General features: G+C 65.5%; 12 protein-coding genes. 11 read left to right on the forward strand and 1 reads right to left on the reverse strand.

Translation table 11 applies throughout. The features are described from left to right. The first annotated feature begins 15 nt into the window (after positions 1-15). The 11 genes from rlmN (at position 16) to S7S_RS03815 (ending at position 13,811) form a co-directional block, all read left to right on the forward strand. Positions 16-1,164 (forward strand): dual-specificity RNA methyltransferase RlmN, encoded by a 1,149-nt coding sequence (gene rlmN / locus S7S_RS03765; RefSeq protein WP_008738163.1) that lies wholly within the window; start codon positions 16-18, stop codon positions 1,162-1,164. Positions 1,165-1,209: 45 nt separating this feature from the next. Next, positions 1,210-2,004, forward strand: coding sequence for a type IV pilus biogenesis/stability protein PilW (gene pilW, locus S7S_RS03770; RefSeq protein ID WP_008738162.1), 795 nt, complete (start codon positions 1,210-1,212; stop codon positions 2,002-2,004). After that, positions 2,001-2,870: a RodZ domain-containing protein gene (locus S7S_RS03775; protein ID WP_008738161.1), complete on the forward strand. Its 870-nt coding sequence runs from the start codon at positions 2,001-2,003 to the stop codon at positions 2,868-2,870. Before pilW ends, S7S_RS03775 begins: the two co-directional genes overlap by 4 nt. A 38-nt stretch (positions 2,871-2,908) precedes the next feature. Further along, a complete protein-coding gene (gene ispG, locus S7S_RS03780) occupies positions 2,909-4,033 on the forward strand; it encodes a flavodoxin-dependent (E)-4-hydroxy-3-methylbut-2-enyl-diphosphate synthase (RefSeq protein ID WP_008738160.1) in 1,125 nt (374 codons plus the stop codon). A 69-nt stretch (positions 4,034-4,102) separates the two neighbouring features. Then, the gene (gene hisS, locus S7S_RS03785; RefSeq protein WP_008738159.1) at positions 4,103-5,365 is read left to right on the forward strand and encodes a histidine--tRNA ligase; all 1,263 of its coding nucleotides are present in this window, start codon (positions 4,103-4,105) and stop codon (positions 5,363-5,365) included. A 61-nt stretch (positions 5,366-5,426) separates the two neighbouring features. After that, entirely contained in the window at positions 5,427-6,068 is a 642-nt protein-coding gene (locus S7S_RS03790; protein WP_008738156.1) for a YfgM family protein, read from the forward strand. A 54-nt stretch (positions 6,069-6,122) separates the two neighbouring features. Continuing rightward, positions 6,123-7,280 carry an outer membrane protein assembly factor BamB gene (bamB, locus tag S7S_RS03795; protein ID WP_238582935.1) on the forward strand — a complete coding sequence of 386 codons (1,158 nt, stop codon included), beginning with the start codon at positions 6,123-6,125 and terminating at the stop codon, positions 7,278-7,280. A gap of 95 nt (positions 7,281-7,375) precedes the next feature. Beyond that, positions 7,376-8,770 (forward strand): ribosome biogenesis GTPase Der, encoded by a 1,395-nt coding sequence (gene der / locus S7S_RS03800; protein ID WP_008738153.1) that lies wholly within the window; start codon positions 7,376-7,378, stop codon positions 8,768-8,770. A 90-nt stretch (positions 8,771-8,860) separates the two neighbouring features. Then, the gene (locus S7S_RS03805; RefSeq protein WP_008738152.1) at positions 8,861-11,008 is read left to right on the forward strand and encodes a TonB-dependent receptor plug domain-containing protein; all 2,148 of its coding nucleotides are present in this window, start codon (positions 8,861-8,863) and stop codon (positions 11,006-11,008) included. 11 nt (positions 11,009-11,019) lie between these two features. Continuing rightward, complete coding sequence (locus S7S_RS03810; protein WP_008738151.1) at positions 11,020-11,889, forward strand: ABC transporter substrate-binding protein; 870 nt, start codon at positions 11,020-11,022, stop codon at positions 11,887-11,889. Positions 11,890-11,894: 5 nt separating this feature from the next. Beyond that, positions 11,895-13,811 (forward strand): response regulator, encoded by a 1,917-nt coding sequence (locus S7S_RS03815; RefSeq protein ID WP_008738150.1) that lies wholly within the window; start codon positions 11,895-11,897, stop codon positions 13,809-13,811. 12 nt (positions 13,812-13,823) lie between these two features. Here S7S_RS03815 and xseA read toward each other — a convergent pair whose 3' ends face one another. Next, positions 13,824-15,200, reverse strand: a complete 1,377-nt coding sequence (gene xseA, locus S7S_RS03820; protein ID WP_008738149.1) for an exodeoxyribonuclease VII large subunit — start codon at positions 15,198-15,200, stop codon at positions 13,824-13,826. Positions 15,201-15,217 lie beyond the last annotated feature (17 nt).

A 15,217-nucleotide genomic window follows, 5' to 3' on the forward strand; every position in this document is an offset into this window, starting at 1 on the left:
CTTCCGGGAGCCGTCATGACTGAACAGGCCAAGGTCAACCTGCTGGGATTCTCCTATGCCGAGATGGAGGCGTTCTGCCTCGATATCGGCGAGAAGAAGTTTCGTGCCCAGCAGTTGCTGAAATGGATTCACCATCACCAGGTGGACGATTTCGAGCAGATGACCGACCTCGGCAAGGCCTTCCGGGCCCGTCTGGCCGAGGTGGCGGAGATTCGTGCACCGATCGTGTTGCAGGAAAACATCTCCCGTGACGGCACGCGCAAATGGGTGTTGCAGGTGGACGGCGGTGGTGCGGTGGAAACCGTGTTCATCCCCGATGGCCGCCGTGGCACCCTTTGTGTGTCCTCGCAAGTCGGTTGTTCGGTGGATTGCAGCTTCTGTTCCACCGGCAAGCAGGGTTTCCAGCGCGACCTGTCCAGCGCGGAAATCATCGGCCAGGTCTGGCTGGCCAGTAAAACCTTCGGCCCGCGCCGCAATCTCGGCGAGCACCCGGTGACCAACGTGGTCATGATGGGCATGGGCGAGCCGTTGCTGAATTATGACAATGTGGTGCGCGCCATGCGCATCATGAAGGACGACCTCGGTTACGGCATTTCCAAACGCCGCATCACGCTCTCCACTTCTGGCGTGGTGCCGATGATCGACCGTCTCAGCCAGGACCTGGACGTGTCCCTGGCGATTTCCCTGCACGCGCCGAACGATGCGCTGCGCGATGTGCTGGTGCCGCTGAACCGCAAATACCCGCTGGAAGAACTGCTGGCCGCCTGCCAGCGCTACAGCGATGGCGTGGAGCACCGGCACAAGTCCATCACCATGGAATACGTGCTGCTCAAGGGCATCAATGACCAGCCCGAGCATGCCCGGCAACTGGTGAAGCTGCTGCGCAACCGCATGCCGATCAAGCTCAACCTGATTCCGTTCAACCCGTTCCCGCATTCCGGCTATGAACGCCCCGCCAAGCCGGACGTGCTGGCGTTCCACAAGTACCTGAATGAGAATGGCCTGATGACCACCATCCGCACCACACGGGGCGACGATATCGACGCCGCCTGCGGGCAACTGGTGGGTGAGGTCATGGACCGGACCCGGCGCGCCGAGCGCTGGCAGCAGACGGTTTTCCTGCGTACCGGCGCAGGGGATGCGCACAACGCACAACAACAGTAGTGACCTGACGCGAGCGTGATGATGACTCACAGGATCCGGCAACAGGTGTCCCGCATCACCCGGGTTGCCCCCCTGATCGCGACAGTGGTGGCCGCCGTGCTGCTGCTCAACGGTTGTGTCGTGGCTCGCAGCGGCCCTGAAATCAAGGTTCATGAAGCGGTGCAGAACCGCGTTGCCGCCGGCATGGAATACCTGCAGTTGGGCAAGCCGGTGGAAGCCCGCCAGCATCTCTCCCGTGCCGTCGATCTGGATGACAACAGCGCCCTGGCCCATAACGCCATGGCGTTGCTGTACAAATACGAAGGCGACCGCGAACGCGAGGAATACCATTACCGCAAGGCGTTGCGCGCCGACAGCAGCTATGCGCCGGCGCGTAATAACTACGGCATCCTGCTGTACCAGAAAGGCGATTATCGTGGCGCCGTGCGCGAGTTCGAGCGTGTTGCCAACGATCCTGGCTACAGTGGCCGTGGCCCGGCGTTCGAGAACCTGGGACGCAGCTATCTGGCGCTGGGCGAGCGCGACAAGGCGATCGAGAACTTCAACCGTTCGCTGCGGCTGGTCAGCGATCCACGTGCCAGCCTGCTGGAACTGGCCGGCATCTATATGGACGAAGGCCGGCCCCGCGTGGCCGGGCGTTACCACGATCAGTACGCGTCGGTGGCCAACCCGCAGACAGCCCAGGGGCTGTGGCTGGGTATTCGCATCGCCGCCGCCAATGGCGACTATGACAAGCAGTCCAGTTATGAACTGGCGTTGCGGGAGTTGTACCCCAATTCATCGGAACTGGAGGCCTGGCGCACCTGGCGCAGCGCGGCCGCCAGCGGGAGTGCAGGATGACAGAGCAGCAGCCCAATCTGCCGGGCGCACGCCTGCGGACAGAGCGCAAGCGACAGAATCTCAGTGAACAGGACGTGTCTGCCCGGCTGCACCTGTCGATGACCTATCTCAAGGCGCTGGAGTCGGATGATTACGAGCGCCTGCCACAGGCGGCGTTCGTGAAAGGCTATGTACGCAACTACGCGCGCCTGCTGGGCCTGCCAGCGGAAGACCTGGTGCGTGATTTCCAGACGCTGGTGCAGGACCGTGGCGACGACAAGCTGGTGTCGCCGGTACATATGGTGATGCGCGAGCGCGGCCCCGGCTGGCTGTGGCCGGCGGTGATCATCGCCGTGGCGGTCGTCATCGGCCTGGGCTGGTGGGGCACGCGCAGCATGGGCCTGCCGGATGAGTTGCCGGGGCTGTCGACACCACAGGCGACATTGCCCGCACCGCCCGGCAGTGTTGATGAAGATGCTGCGCTGCCGGCCCCCCAGCCGCAGGAACCAATGAATGTGGAAGCGCCCAGTGAGGCGTTGCCCGAGGAGAATGATGCGGGTGCCCCGGGCGTTTCTGCGCCGGAAGCGCCGGCGGTGGGCGCGCCGCCTGCCGGGCCGACGGAACTGGCGATGAACGAGCCGCCGCCACTGGACGTACTGCAGGTGTCTTTCGGCGGCAACTGCTGGGTACAGGTGACCGACGCCTCCGGCGAAGAAATCTATCAGGGCCAGCAGCGTTCGGGCGGCCAGCTCGCGCTGGAAGGCGAGGCCCCGTTTCGTGTGACACTGGGCAACGCTGCCGCGGTCACCGTTCTGCAATTCAATGGTGAGACACAGAGTCTGCCAACGGCCGCGCCGGGCCGGGTGATCCGCATTACCGTGCCGTAAGCGCGCCGTAACCGTTTTCTGGAGAGCCCCAAGTGGACATGCAGCCCGAGATTGATATCCAGCGCCGCAAGACGCGGCAGATTATGGTGGGCAAGGTGCCGGTGGGTGGCGATGCACCGATCAGCGTGCAGAGCATGACCAACACCGAGACCTGCGACGTCGAGGCCACCGTAGCGCAGATTCGCCGCCTGGAAGAGGTCGGCGCCGATATCGTGCGCGTGTCCGTGCCGAGCATGGACGCCGCCGAGGCGTTCGGCAGGATTCGCAAGCAGGTGAACGTGCCGCTGGTGGCGGATATCCACTACGACTACAAGATTGCCCTGAAAGTGGCCGACGAAGGCGCCGACTGCCTGCGCATCAACCCCGGCAATATCGGCCGCGAGGACCGTGTGCGCGCGGTGATCCAGTCCGCCCGCGACCACGGCATCCCGATCCGCATCGGCGTCAACGCCGGTTCGCTGGAGAAGGAGCTGCAGCGCAAGTACGGTGAGCCCTGTTCCGATGCGCTGGTGGAGTCCGCCATGCGTCATGCGGACATTCTCACCGGCCACGACTTTCACGATTTCAAGGTCAGCGTCAAAGCCTCCAACGTGTTCATGACCGTGCAGGCCTACCGCAAGCTGTCCGCGCTGATGGAGCAGCCGCTGCACCTGGGCGTGACCGAGGCGGGTGTGTTCCGTTCTGGCACGGTGAAATCATCGGTGGCGCTGGGCATGCTGTTGATGGAAGGCATTGGCGATACCATCCGTATTTCGCTGGCGGCGGACCCGGTCGAGGAAATCCGCGTCGGCTTCGATATCCTCAAGAGCCTCAACCTGCGCAAGAAAGGCGTGAACATCATCGCCTGCCCGAGCTGCTCGCGGCAGAACTTTGATGTGATCTCCACGGTCAACGCGCTGGAAGCACGGCTGGAAGATATCAATGAATCCGTGGACCTGGCGGTGATCGGCTGCCTGGTCAACGGCCCCGGCGAGGCGCGTGAGGTGGATGTCGGCCTCACCGGCGGCACTCCCAACAACCTCTCCTATGTGGATGGCGAGAAGAGCCACCACATCCTCAAAGAGGATTTGGTGGAGGAGCTGGAGCGCATGGTGCGTGAGAAAGTGCGCCGCATGCGGGAAGACGAACAGGCCGGTGTTATTCTACGCAGCCAGCAAAGCTGACTGATCGCGGCCCGGGGCGTGCTGGTAAGACGGCGCGCCCCGGGCCGCCTGTTTTAGCCAGGAGTTTTCGTGAGCAAGAAAGTCACCTCGATCCGGGGCATGAACGACATCCTCCCGGCGCAGACCCCGTTGTGGCAGTACCTGGAGACGCGTGTCGGCCGGGTGCTGGATGCCTATGGCTACAGCGAGATCCGCATGCCGGTGCTGGAGCGTACTGAGCTGTTCAAGCGCTCCATCGGGGAAGTCACCGACATCGTCGAAAAAGAGATGTACACCTTCGATGACCGCAGTGGCGATTCCGTTACCCTGCGTCCGGAAGGCACCGCCGGTTGCGTGCGCGCGGCCGAAGAGCATGGCCTGCTGTACAACCAGACCCAGCGGCTCTGGTATCGCGGCCCGATGTTCCGCTACGAGCGTCCGCAGGCGGGCCGTTACCGTCAGTTTCACCAGATCGGCGTGGAAACCTTTGGCATGACCGGCCCGGACATCGACGCCGAGCTGATCATCATGACCGCGCGCCTGTGGCGCGAACTGGGCCTGGCCGATCAGGTCACGCTGGAATTGAACAGCCTGGGCGACGCCGACGACCGTGCCCGGTATCGCGAGGCGCTGGTGGCTTACCTCAAGGCCCACGAAGACCGGCTGGATGAAGACAGCCGCCGCCGGCTGGAGCGTAACCCATTGCGGGTACTCGACAGCAAGGACGCCGGCACACGCGACGTGCTGGCGGGCGCGCCGCAACTGGCCGATTACCTGGGCGACGAGGCTCGCAGCCACTTCGACGGGCTGTGCGCGCTGCTCCAGGCCAACGGGGTCGCATACACCCTGAACCCGCGTCTGGTACGTGGCCTGGATTATTACGGCAAGACAGTGTTCGAGTGGGTCACCGATGCCCTCGGCGCCCAGGGCACCGTCTGTGCCGGGGGCCGTTACGACGGCCTGGTCGAGCAACTCGGTGGCAAGCCGACCCCGGCCGTGGGCTTCGCTATGGGTATCGAGCGGCTGATTCTGCTGCTGGAACAGCGCCGGCCGGAACTGCGGCCGGATGCCGAACTCTATATTGTCTCGTCGGAGGCCGGTGCGGCCCTGACGCTGGCCGAGCAACTGCGCGATGCGCTGCCGGGCCGCCGGGTGCAGTGCCACTGTGGTGGCGGCAGCTTCAAGAGCCAGATGAAAAAGGCCGACCGCAGCGGCGCCTGGTTTGCGCTGCTGCTGGGCGAGGACGAACTCAACGCCGGGCTGGTCACCGTCAAGCCGCTGCGGCAGGATGGCGAGCAGCAACAGGTGGCGCGCGACGCGCTGGCGCAGACCCTGGCCGGGCTGCTGCCGTAAAACAAGGGAAGGGAGAAGCGGTGAGGGCCGCTTCTGTCGACACAATCGAGGAGAACAACCGGTGTACAACTCTGAAGAAGAACAAGTCGAAGCGCTGCGTGGCTGGTGGGAGAAAAATGGCCGCTCGCTGATCATTTCCGTGGTGATCGCGCTGGCGGTGGTGATCGGCTGGCGGCAGTGGACCGGCAGCCGCACGGCCAACGCCGAAGCCGCCTCCGCCGTGTACGAACAGATGATGGCTGCCCTGGGCAGCGGCAACGAGCCGTCACAACTGGCCGAAGCGGAGAAACATGCCAACACCCTGCGCGAGGAATACCCGCGCAGCGCCTACGCCGGCCACGCCGGACTGACACTGGCCCGCGTGGCCGTGACGCAGGGCGATTACGAGAAAGCCGGTGCGGTACTGAACGACGTGATCAGCGCGGGCCACAATGATGCGCTGGTCTACACCGCGCGGGTGCGTCTGGCCCGGGTGCTGGTGCAGGCCGGTGATACCGACGGCGCGCTCAAGCAACTGGACGGTACGTTCCCGGAAGCCTGGGCGGGCCAAGCGGCCGAAGTGCGTGGTGATGCGCTGCGTCTGGCGGGCCGTGCCGAGGATGCGCGCGGCGCCTACGACAGCGCCATCGAAAACCTGCCCGCCGGCGACAGCGCCCGCGAACGGGTGCGCATGAAACTGGAAGATATCGCCCCGGCGTCCTGAGCCGGGTAATCCTGACCGGCCACCGGGCCGCGCAGAGCAAAGGTGTACGCATTGGTGAACCTGAGGTCGAAACGCAACAGTCTGGCCCTGCTGGCCGCCGCCGCGCTGGCGCTGGCGGGGTGCAGCAGCAACCCGAACGCCATCGAACCGAACCCGCTGCCGGACTTCGAGCGCGAGTTCAAAGTGGAGCGGGCCTGGTCCACTGGCATCGGCGAGGGCATCGACAAGGCCTGGCTGCGGTTGCAGCCGGCGGTGACCCATCGGGCCGTGTACGCTGCCGACCTGGAAGGGCTGGTGGAGGCGCACGAACTGGAGCGCGGCAAGCGCCTGTGGCGCACGCGGACGGATGACCGCATCAGCGGCGGCCTGTACGCCGGCTACGGCAAGGTGGTCTATGGCACCCGCGAAGGCGATGTGGTGGCCCTGTCGGAAGACGACGGCAGCGAACTCTGGCGCATTCGCCTGAGCAGCGAAGTGCTGTCGCCGGCGGCCATGAACGCGTCGCTGGCGGTGGTGCAGACGCTGGACGGCCAGGTGGTGGCGCTGGACAGTGAAACCGGCGAAGAGCGCTGGCGCTTCGACAACCCGGTGCCGATCCTGATCCTGCGTGGCGCGGCGACGCCGACCATCGTCGGGGACCGGGTCTATGTGGCGTTTGCCAACGGCAAGGTAGCCGCCCTGGATATCGAGAACGGCATCCCGGTGTGGGAACGCCGCGTGGCCGAGCCGACCGGACGTTCCGAACTGGAGCGGCTGGTGGATATCAGCAACAACCTGATCGTCGAGGGCGGCGGTGTGTTTTCCGCCACCTTCCAGGGCAGCGTGGCCGTGCTCGACCAGGAGGCCGGCCGGCCCTACTGGACCAAGGACATGTCCACCTCCACCCAGATGGCCAGCGCCCTGGGCAGCCTGTTCGTGGCCGACAGTACCGGCCACGTATGGGCCATCGACCAGCGCACCGGCAACACCCTGTGGAAGCTGGACCTGCTTTATGGCCGCGGCCTGACTGGCGTGGCCGTGCAGCGCGGCCAGGTGGTGGTGGGCGATGCCGAGGGCTATCTGCACTGGATCGACGCTGCCAGCGGCCGGATTACCGCCCGCACCCGACACCATCGGAAGGGATTTGCCGCCGCACCGGTGGTTCGTGATGATGTGCTGTACGTGTATGGCCGGCGTGGCCGGCTGGCGGCCTACGTACTGGAAGATCGCTGACATCACACACCGGCGGCGGCCTTGACCGCCGTCTGTTGTTTAACGAGTGACACCCGCGCAGGCGGGTGTCCTGCTATCTGAGTGACCGAGTCTTAATGAAACCCGTGCTGGCCCTGGTGGGCCGTCCCAACGTGGGCAAGTCCACCCTGTTCAATCGCCTGACCCGCACCCGTGACGCGCTGGTGGCGGACATGCCCGGCCTGACCCGCGACCGTAAATACGGCCTCGGGCGTGGCGCCGACCGCCCCTACGTGGTGATCGACACCGGCGGTATCGGCGAAGGCCTGGAAGGCGTGGCCGAACCGACCACCGAGCAGGCGCGGCTGGCGCTGGCCGAGGCCGATGCCGTGCTGTTCCTGGTCGATGGCCGGGCCGGCCTGACCGTTGCGGACCAGCAACTGGCGCAGCTGATGCGCACCCTGAACAAGCCCGTGCACCTGGTGGTGAACAAGACCGACGGTCTGGACGAAGACTCCGCCATGGCCGAGTTCTACGCCCTGGGCCTGGGCGAAGTACACGCCATTGCCGCTGTGCACGGCCGGGGCGTGCGGCGCATGCTGGAAAACGTGCTGGCGCCATTCCCGTTGCCGCCGGAAGTCGATGCCGAAGAGCAGGCCGCCGATTCCGGCATCAAGGTGGCTGTGCTGGGCCGCCCGAACGTGGGCAAGTCCACCCTGGTGAACCGCCTGCTGGGCGAAGAACGTGTGGTGGTCTACGACATGGCCGGCACCACCCGCGACACCATCGAGATTCCCTACGAGCGCCACGGCAAGCGTTACACGCTGCTGGATACCGCCGGCATCCGCCGGCGCGGCAAGGTGTTCGAGGCGGTGGAAAAATTCTCCGTGATCAAGGCCATGCAGGCGATCGACGACGCCCATGTGGTGGTCATCGTGATCGACGCCCGCGAGGGCCTCACCGAACAGGACCTGCACCTGCTGGGCTATATCATCGAAGCCGGCCGCTCGGTGGTGATGGCGGTGAACAAGTGGGATGGTCTGTCAGTGGAACACCGGGAACAGGTCAAGGCCGAGCTGGGCCGCCGGCTGGAGTTTGCGCCCTGGATGCGCGTTCACACCATTTCCGCGCTGCACGGCACCGGTGTGGGCGACCTGTACCCGCTGATCGAGCGCGCCTGGGCGTCGGCGTTCCCGAAAGTCAGCACCAACAGCCTGACGCAAATGATGGAGGCCATCGTCGCCCGCCATCAGCCACCCATTGTGGGCCGCAACCGCATCAAACTGCGCTACGCGCACATTGGCGGCAGCAACCCGCCGCGCATCATCATCCACGGCAGCAAGGCCGATTCCGTGCCGGCGGGTTATCGGCGTTATCTGGAAAACCGCTTCCGTGAGCAACTGAAACTGGAAGGTACGCCGGTGCGGGTCGAGTTCAAGAGCAGCGAAAACCCCTATGAGGGCAAGAAAAACACCCTCACCGAGCGCCAGATCCGCCGCAAGAAACGCTTGATGAAACACGTGAAACGCTGACACCTTCATCGCGTGGTACGCCAAAAGGCGCTATAGCCGGCCTCTGGCTGAGAGTACACTGCCCCGAAATAATGATTGATCGGGGAGCTCATGCGAAGCCTGTTGCTTGTGCTGGTGATGTCCGCCTCCAGCCAGGGCGCGGTTGCCGCGCTGGACTGGCCGCCGGCCAGTGGACACGACGATGCGGGGGCGTCGGCCTCCGGCATGCCGGTGGTGCTCACCCCCGCGCGCTTGCGCCAGCCGCAGTCGGAAGTGCCGGCAAGCGTTACGGTCATTGATCGCAGCCTGATCGAGGCCAGCGGCGCGCGGGAAATCTACCAGTTGTTCCGTCTGGTGCCGGGCATGGCGGCACTGAAAGTGGACGGTAACGTCCCCACCGTCGCCTATCATGCCACCCAGGCCCGCGATACCCGCCGCATGCTGGTGCTGGTGGACGGCCGCTCGGTGTACCAGCCGGGCCTGTCACGGGTGCTGTGGAACGATATCCCGCTGGAAGTCGAGGACATCGAGCGCATCGAAGTCACCCGCGGCCCCAACGCCGCCGCCTACGGTGCCAACGCCTTTACCGGCATCATCAACATCATCAGCCGCCACCCGGAAGACGTGATCGGCACCACGGTGAGCATCCGTGGCGGCAACAATGGTGTGCGCGATGTGCGCCTGACCGACGGCCGGCGCTGGTCCGATGGCGGCCTGCGGCTGACCGCTGCGCGCCGTGCTGACGAGGGCTATGATGATGACATCCTCTACCTGGGCCGCCCCCTGCGCGATGCCAGGGAAGTGCACACCTTCAACCTGCGGCTGGCCCATCACCTGAACCTGCGCGACACGCTGGAAGTGTTTGCCGGTGGTGCCCGCACCGCGTTGCAGCGGCCGGTGGATTCCGGGTTGCTGACCTTTGTCGACTACACCCGGCTGCCGGAGGAAGACAACCGCTCCGGCTTCCTGCAACTGCGCTGGTCGCGCGAAATATCCGATCAGCACCAGCTGCGTGTGCAGACCTACGCCCAGTACACCCGTGCCGCCCTCTCGCAGAGTGTCTGCACGCTGGACCCGCTGACCGGCCTGCCGGGCCCGGGCGGCGGCGTGTTCTACAGCCGCGAGCTGCGCGACCTCTACAACGCCAATAACCGTGACCTGGACGCCACCCTGGCGGCGTTTCCCTCGGACCCGGCGGTGCTCAACCGTTACAGCACGCTCGCCGGCAGCGGGGCGGCGCCGTTCTGCCATGGGCTCGGACAGCAGGTGGAAGAGCAGCGCGCCGACCTGGAAATCGAGGACACGCTGCAACTGCATCGCCGGGTGCGCCTGGTCACCGGCGCGAACGTGCGCCAGGACCGTGCGGTTTCCCAGGTCTTCCTGCGCGGCACGCACGAAAACAACAGCCAGGCGCTGTTCAGCAACCTGGAGCTGATGCCGCTGGACCCGGTGCGCATCAACCTCGGCGGGTTCTACCAATGGGATGAGATCAACGGCAGTGAATTCAGTCCGCGCGCGGCGCTGATCTGGACTCCGGCGCCAGGCCATGGTGTGCGGCTGGTCTATTCGCGCGCCGTGCGCAGTGTGGACGTCTACGAGGATCAGGCCGACACCAGCATCCGGCCGGAGAAGCTGCCGGCGGACTACCGCGATAACGCCGTGGCGCTGCTCGGCTGGACACAGCCGGAACTGTTCCTGACCCAGCGCAGCGACGGCATGCTGAAATCCGAGCGCATCCGCTCACGTGAACTGGGTTATTTCGGTCGCATGGGGCAATTCGAGATTGATGTACGCTTCTTCAACGAGAGGCTCAGCGATCTGATCAGCCGTCCCGTGAACCCGTTTCAGTTTGAGGCCAGCAATGCCGATAGAGTGGATCATCGGGGTTGGGAAACCCAGCTCGCCTGGTGGCCGCACCGGCGACACCTGCTGCGGCTCACGGCGGCCCGGGTGCTGACCGAAGCGACCACCGGGTTTGAACGCCGTCTGATTGCCCGTAACAGTGGCAGTCTGTTGTGGCGTTACGATTTTGCTGATGGCTGGTTGTTCTCTTCGGCCTACTATCTGGCTAAAGATTACAACGACTACCGCTACGAACAGGCCACCGCACAACTGGCCAAACGTTATCATCTCGGCCCAACGGAACTGGAGCTGCGCGCCATGATTGAACACAACCTCTCGGGTGATCCCGTCGTCTTCGACGAGAACCTCTACCGCGACAACAGCCGATACTGGTTTTCCGTGGCGATAAACTTCTGACAGGCGTCGTCATGAGGCCATGGCGGCCCGCACTGGTTGTCCTGCTACTGTGCCTGGCGGCGCAGGGTGTGGGCGCGGCCGGTGTGAAGCTGGCGGTCACGGGGGCTTCTGACGGTTTCCGGGAACGCTTCAGTGTCGCGCTTGATGAGGAGCTGGGGCAGCTGTCCGGTGACGACATCAGTTGGGTCGAGCCGCGCAAGGCTGATCTCACGCTGGCGCTGGGCGACAACGCCTTCCGCGACGCCCTGACGCTGCGCCGTCCGGTGCTGGGCCTGTTTGTCAGCCGCGACGTGGCGCTGGAAGCCTTCACGGCCGGCTGCGGCTGCAGTGCCTTCTTCAGTGAAACGGATCCGATCCGGCAACTGCGCCTGGCGCGTTTGCTGTTTCCCGGCGCCTACCGCATCGGTGTGCTCACCAGCCCCGGCAGCGCCTGGGTGAGCGGCTTGCTGGGCCCCTATGCCGAAAGCCGCGAGATCACGCTGGTGCACAGTGAAGTCGTGGACAGCAATGCGCTGGCACGGGAGTTGCCTCGCCTGTTGTCGCAGGTGGATGTGTTGCTCGCGGTGAACGACCCGCAGCTTTATACCGCAGGCACGGCGCGGCTGGTCCTGCTGACCAGCTACCGCCAGAACAAGCCTGTCATCGGTCCGGACGAACTGTTCGTGCAGGCCGGCAGCGTTGCCACGACCTTCACCTCCGGTGAAGACATGGTGCTGCAGGCGGCCCGTGCCGTGGCGGACTACAACAACCGTGGCCGGCTGCCGCCGCCGGATTTCGCCACGGCGTTTTCCGTTCAGGTGAACCAGCACGTGGCGCGTTCCTATGGCGTGCCGGTACTCGATGAACAGACTCTGTGGCAGCAACTGGAGGCCGGCGAGTGAAACCCATGCGCTCTCTGCAACAGCAACTCCAGGTGCTGGGCATCCTGCCCGCGCTGATTCTGCTGGTGCTGCTGTTGGGTCTGCTGACCTGGCAACGCTTTGGCGATGCGGCAGCCGAACTCGACGGCAAAGGCCGTTTCATCGTGCGTCATCTGGCGTCCTCGTCCGAATACGGTGTGTTGTCCGGCAACTACGAAGATTTGCGTCAACAGGCGCGGCTGGCACTGCAGGACCCGGAAGTACGCTACGTGCTGTACACCGATACCGATGGCCAGGTGCTGCTTTATCAGGGAACCGACGATGCCGTGACGCAGCCGGAAGAGCGGCAGGAATCACTGCGCACCTACCGGGCCCGCATCTATCGCCAGCCGCTGTTCTTTGCGCCCGAGTTCAGTGATGCGATCCCGGCCCCGCCGGCGCGGCCGGAAGTGATTGGTGAAGTCAGCCTGGGCCTCTCCAACGCGTCTGTGGCGGCCCGCCAGCGGGAAATCCTGCTGGCCAGCCTGGCGCCGGCCGTGGCGGCAGTGATCGTGGCATTGTGGATTGCTGCCCGGCTGGCGCGCACCATCTCGGTGCCGATCAACCGGCTGTCGCGGCTGGTGCGGGTGATCCGTGGTGGCGGTTACCACGTGCGCGGCGCCAGCCCGCTGCAGGGTGAACTGGCCGGCCTGCAGAACGACATCAACGAACTGGCCGCCGCGCTGGAGCGCGCCCGGCGCGAGCAGGATGCGGCCATGGATGAATTGCGCGAGGCGCGTCAGCGGGCCGAAGCCGCCAGCCAGGCCAAGAGCGGGTTCCTGGCGATGATGAGCCACGAACTGCGCACCCCCATGAACGGCGTGCTCGGCATGCTGCAACTGATGGAAACCACAGCGCTCAGCCGCGAACAGCAGGAATACGCCTCGGCGGCGGTGGAATCCACCAACCACCTGCTCGAAGTGATCAACGACATCCTCGATTTTTCCCGTATCGAATCCGGACGCATGGACATTGAGCAGTTGTTCTTCGCTCCGGAAGAACTGGTGCGCAACTGCATCGCCAATTTCCGTTATCTGGCCGAACAGAAAGGGCTGGTACTGGCGCTGGACGGCATCGAATCACTGGCCAACCTGGAAGTGCGCTCCGACCCGACCCGCATGCGCCAGGTGCTCAGTAACCTGGTCGCCAACGCGATCAAGTTCACCGACCAGGGCAGCGTCACGGTGCGCGCCGGGTGCGAGCTGGTGCACGGCAGCAGCCGTGTGGAGCTGTTCCTGTCAGTGAGCGACACCGGCATCGGCATCGCCCGGGACAAGCTCGAGGGCCTGTTCGACGCCTTCTCGCAGGTGGATTCCTCCACCTCACGCCGCTACGGCGGCGCCGGCCTCGGGCTGGCCATCTCCCGGCGCCTGTGCACCATGCTCGGCGGCCGGCTGGAAGTGGACTCGGCGCCGGGGCAGGGCACCTGCTTCACCGCCACCTTCGTCGTCGACAGCCGCCCCCGGGCGCTGGTGCGCGCCGGCAACGGCAGCGAAGAGCGGGTGCTGGAGCTCAAGGGCCGGGTTCTGCTGGTGGAAGACAACGCGGTCAATCGCATGGTGGCGCAGCGCATGCTCAGCGGCACCGGGCTGGATACCGTCACTGCCGAGAACGGCGAACAGGCGCTGGCGCTGCTGGAGCAGGAGGACTTCGACTGCGTGCTGATGGACATCCAGATGCCGGTGCTCGATGGCCTGGAGGCCACCCGGCAACTGCGCAGCCGCGAGCGCAAGACCAGCCGCCGCCGCACACCGGTGATTGCCCTGACCGCCAATGCCCTGTCCGGCGAGCGGGAACGATGCCTGGCGGTCGGCATGGACGATTATCTGGCCAAGCCGTTCCAGCGGCGCAAGCTGCTGTACATGGTGGCCCGTTACCTCCCGGGCAGCCCACTGGCGCTGTAGGGAGCGGCTCGCCTAGCGCGGATCCTGCGTAGGATGAACTGCCAGCACCTCGGATTCCATTTCCCCGTCGGCCAGCCGCGTGCGTAACCGGTCGCCGGATTGCACCGCTGCCACGGAGCGCAGCGCCGTATCCCCCACGAAACTGATGCTGTAGCCGCGCCCCAGCGTTGCCAGCGGGCTGGCGGTATGCAGCCGCTGCCCCAGTTGCGCCAGTTCCCGCTGTGTCTGCTTCAGTTGCCGGGGAGCGGGCAGCACCAGCCGGCGGGCGAGGGCGTCCAGGGTCTGCTGGCGGCGGGCCAGCAGCGCAGAAGGGTTCTGCGCCTGCAGCCGGCGCGACAATTGATGCGCCTGCTGGCCTGCCAGTGCCAGCTGATGGCGCATTTGCCGTTGCAGCCGGGCGTCCAGTTCATCCAGTTGCTGGGCGTGCTGCTCCAGCCGCTCACGCGGGTGGCGCAGCCGGCGGCGCACCGCAGTCAGGCGCTCGGCCTGTTGCAGCAGATGTAACTGCACCTGCCGCGCCAGCCGGCGCTGCGCCACCTTCAGGCGGTCCGTGAACAATGTCAGGTCTGGCCCGACAAGCTCGGCCGCGGCGGAAGGCGTAGGCGCACGCATATCGGCGGCGAAATCGGTCAGGCCGGTATCCACCTCGTGGCCCACCGCCGAGACAACCGGAATGCCGCTGGCGGCCACGTCCCGTGCCAGTTGCTCATCATTGAAGGCCCACAGGTCTTCCAGCGAGCCGCCACCCCGGGCCAGGATCAGCACATCGCACTCCTGGCGCGCATTGGCCAGCGCCAGCGCGGCGCGCAACTGGGCGGGCGCGTCCCGGCCCTGCACGGCGGCGGGGTAGATCAGCACCGGAATCTGCGGGCAGCGGCGTTTGAGCACATGCAGGATGTCGCGGATCACTGCACCGCTGGGCGAGGTGATCACGCCGATCTGGCGCGGCAGCGCCGGCAGCGGGCGCTTGCGGTCGCTCTCGAACAGCCCCTCGGCGCGCAGTTTTTCCTTCAACGCCTCGAACTGCTGGCGCAGGCGGCCTTCACCGGCTTCTTCCATGTGCTCTACCACCAGCTGGAAGCTGCCGCGTGGCACATACAGCGTGATCCGTGCGCGCACCAGCACCTGCTGGCCATTGCGGGGCGTGAACCGCAACATCTGGTTGCGATTGCGGAACATGGCCGCCGTTACCTGAGCGCGGTCATCCTTGAGACTGAAGTACAGGTGGCCGGACGCCGGGCGCGACAGATTGGACAGCTCCGCCTCCAGCCAGATCAGCGGAAAACTGCCTTCCAGCAGGCCCTGGGCCTCCAGATTCAGGCGGCTGACGGTGTAGACACGCCGTTCCGCCGTGGGGTGGCCAGCGAGGATATCGGGGTCAATGCTCATGGCGGCAAAGTCTACCT

Source organism: Isoalcanivorax pacificus W11-5 (assembly GCF_000299335.2).
In the GTDB taxonomy this organism is placed as follows: Bacteria; Pseudomonadota; Gammaproteobacteria; order Pseudomonadales; family Alcanivoracaceae; genus Isoalcanivorax; species Isoalcanivorax pacificus.

What these genes read in the sequence shown, in the direction of transcription:
- rlmN (WP_008738163.1), top strand. Translation starts at nt 16, where the DNA reads ATGACTGAACAGGCCAAGGTCAACCTGCTGGGATTCTCCTATGCCGAG.
- ispG (WP_008738160.1), top strand. Translation starts at nt 2,909, where the DNA reads ATGCAGCCCGAGATTGATATCCAGCGCCGCAAGACGCGGCAGATTATG.
- xseA (WP_008738149.1), bottom strand. Translation starts at nt 15,200, where the DNA reads ATGAGCATTGACCCCGATATCCTCGCTGGCCACCCCACGGCGGAACGG.
- S7S_RS03775 (WP_008738161.1), top strand. Translation starts at nt 2,001, where the DNA reads ATGACAGAGCAGCAGCCCAATCTGCCGGGCGCACGCCTGCGGACAGAG.
- der (WP_008738153.1), top strand. Translation starts at nt 7,376, where the DNA reads ATGAAACCCGTGCTGGCCCTGGTGGGCCGTCCCAACGTGGGCAAGTCC.
- S7S_RS03805 (WP_008738152.1), top strand. Translation starts at nt 8,861, where the DNA reads ATGCGAAGCCTGTTGCTTGTGCTGGTGATGTCCGCCTCCAGCCAGGGC.
- S7S_RS03810 (WP_008738151.1), top strand. Translation starts at nt 11,020, where the DNA reads ATGAGGCCATGGCGGCCCGCACTGGTTGTCCTGCTACTGTGCCTGGCG.
- S7S_RS03815 (WP_008738150.1), top strand. Translation starts at nt 11,895, where the DNA reads ATGCGCTCTCTGCAACAGCAACTCCAGGTGCTGGGCATCCTGCCCGCG.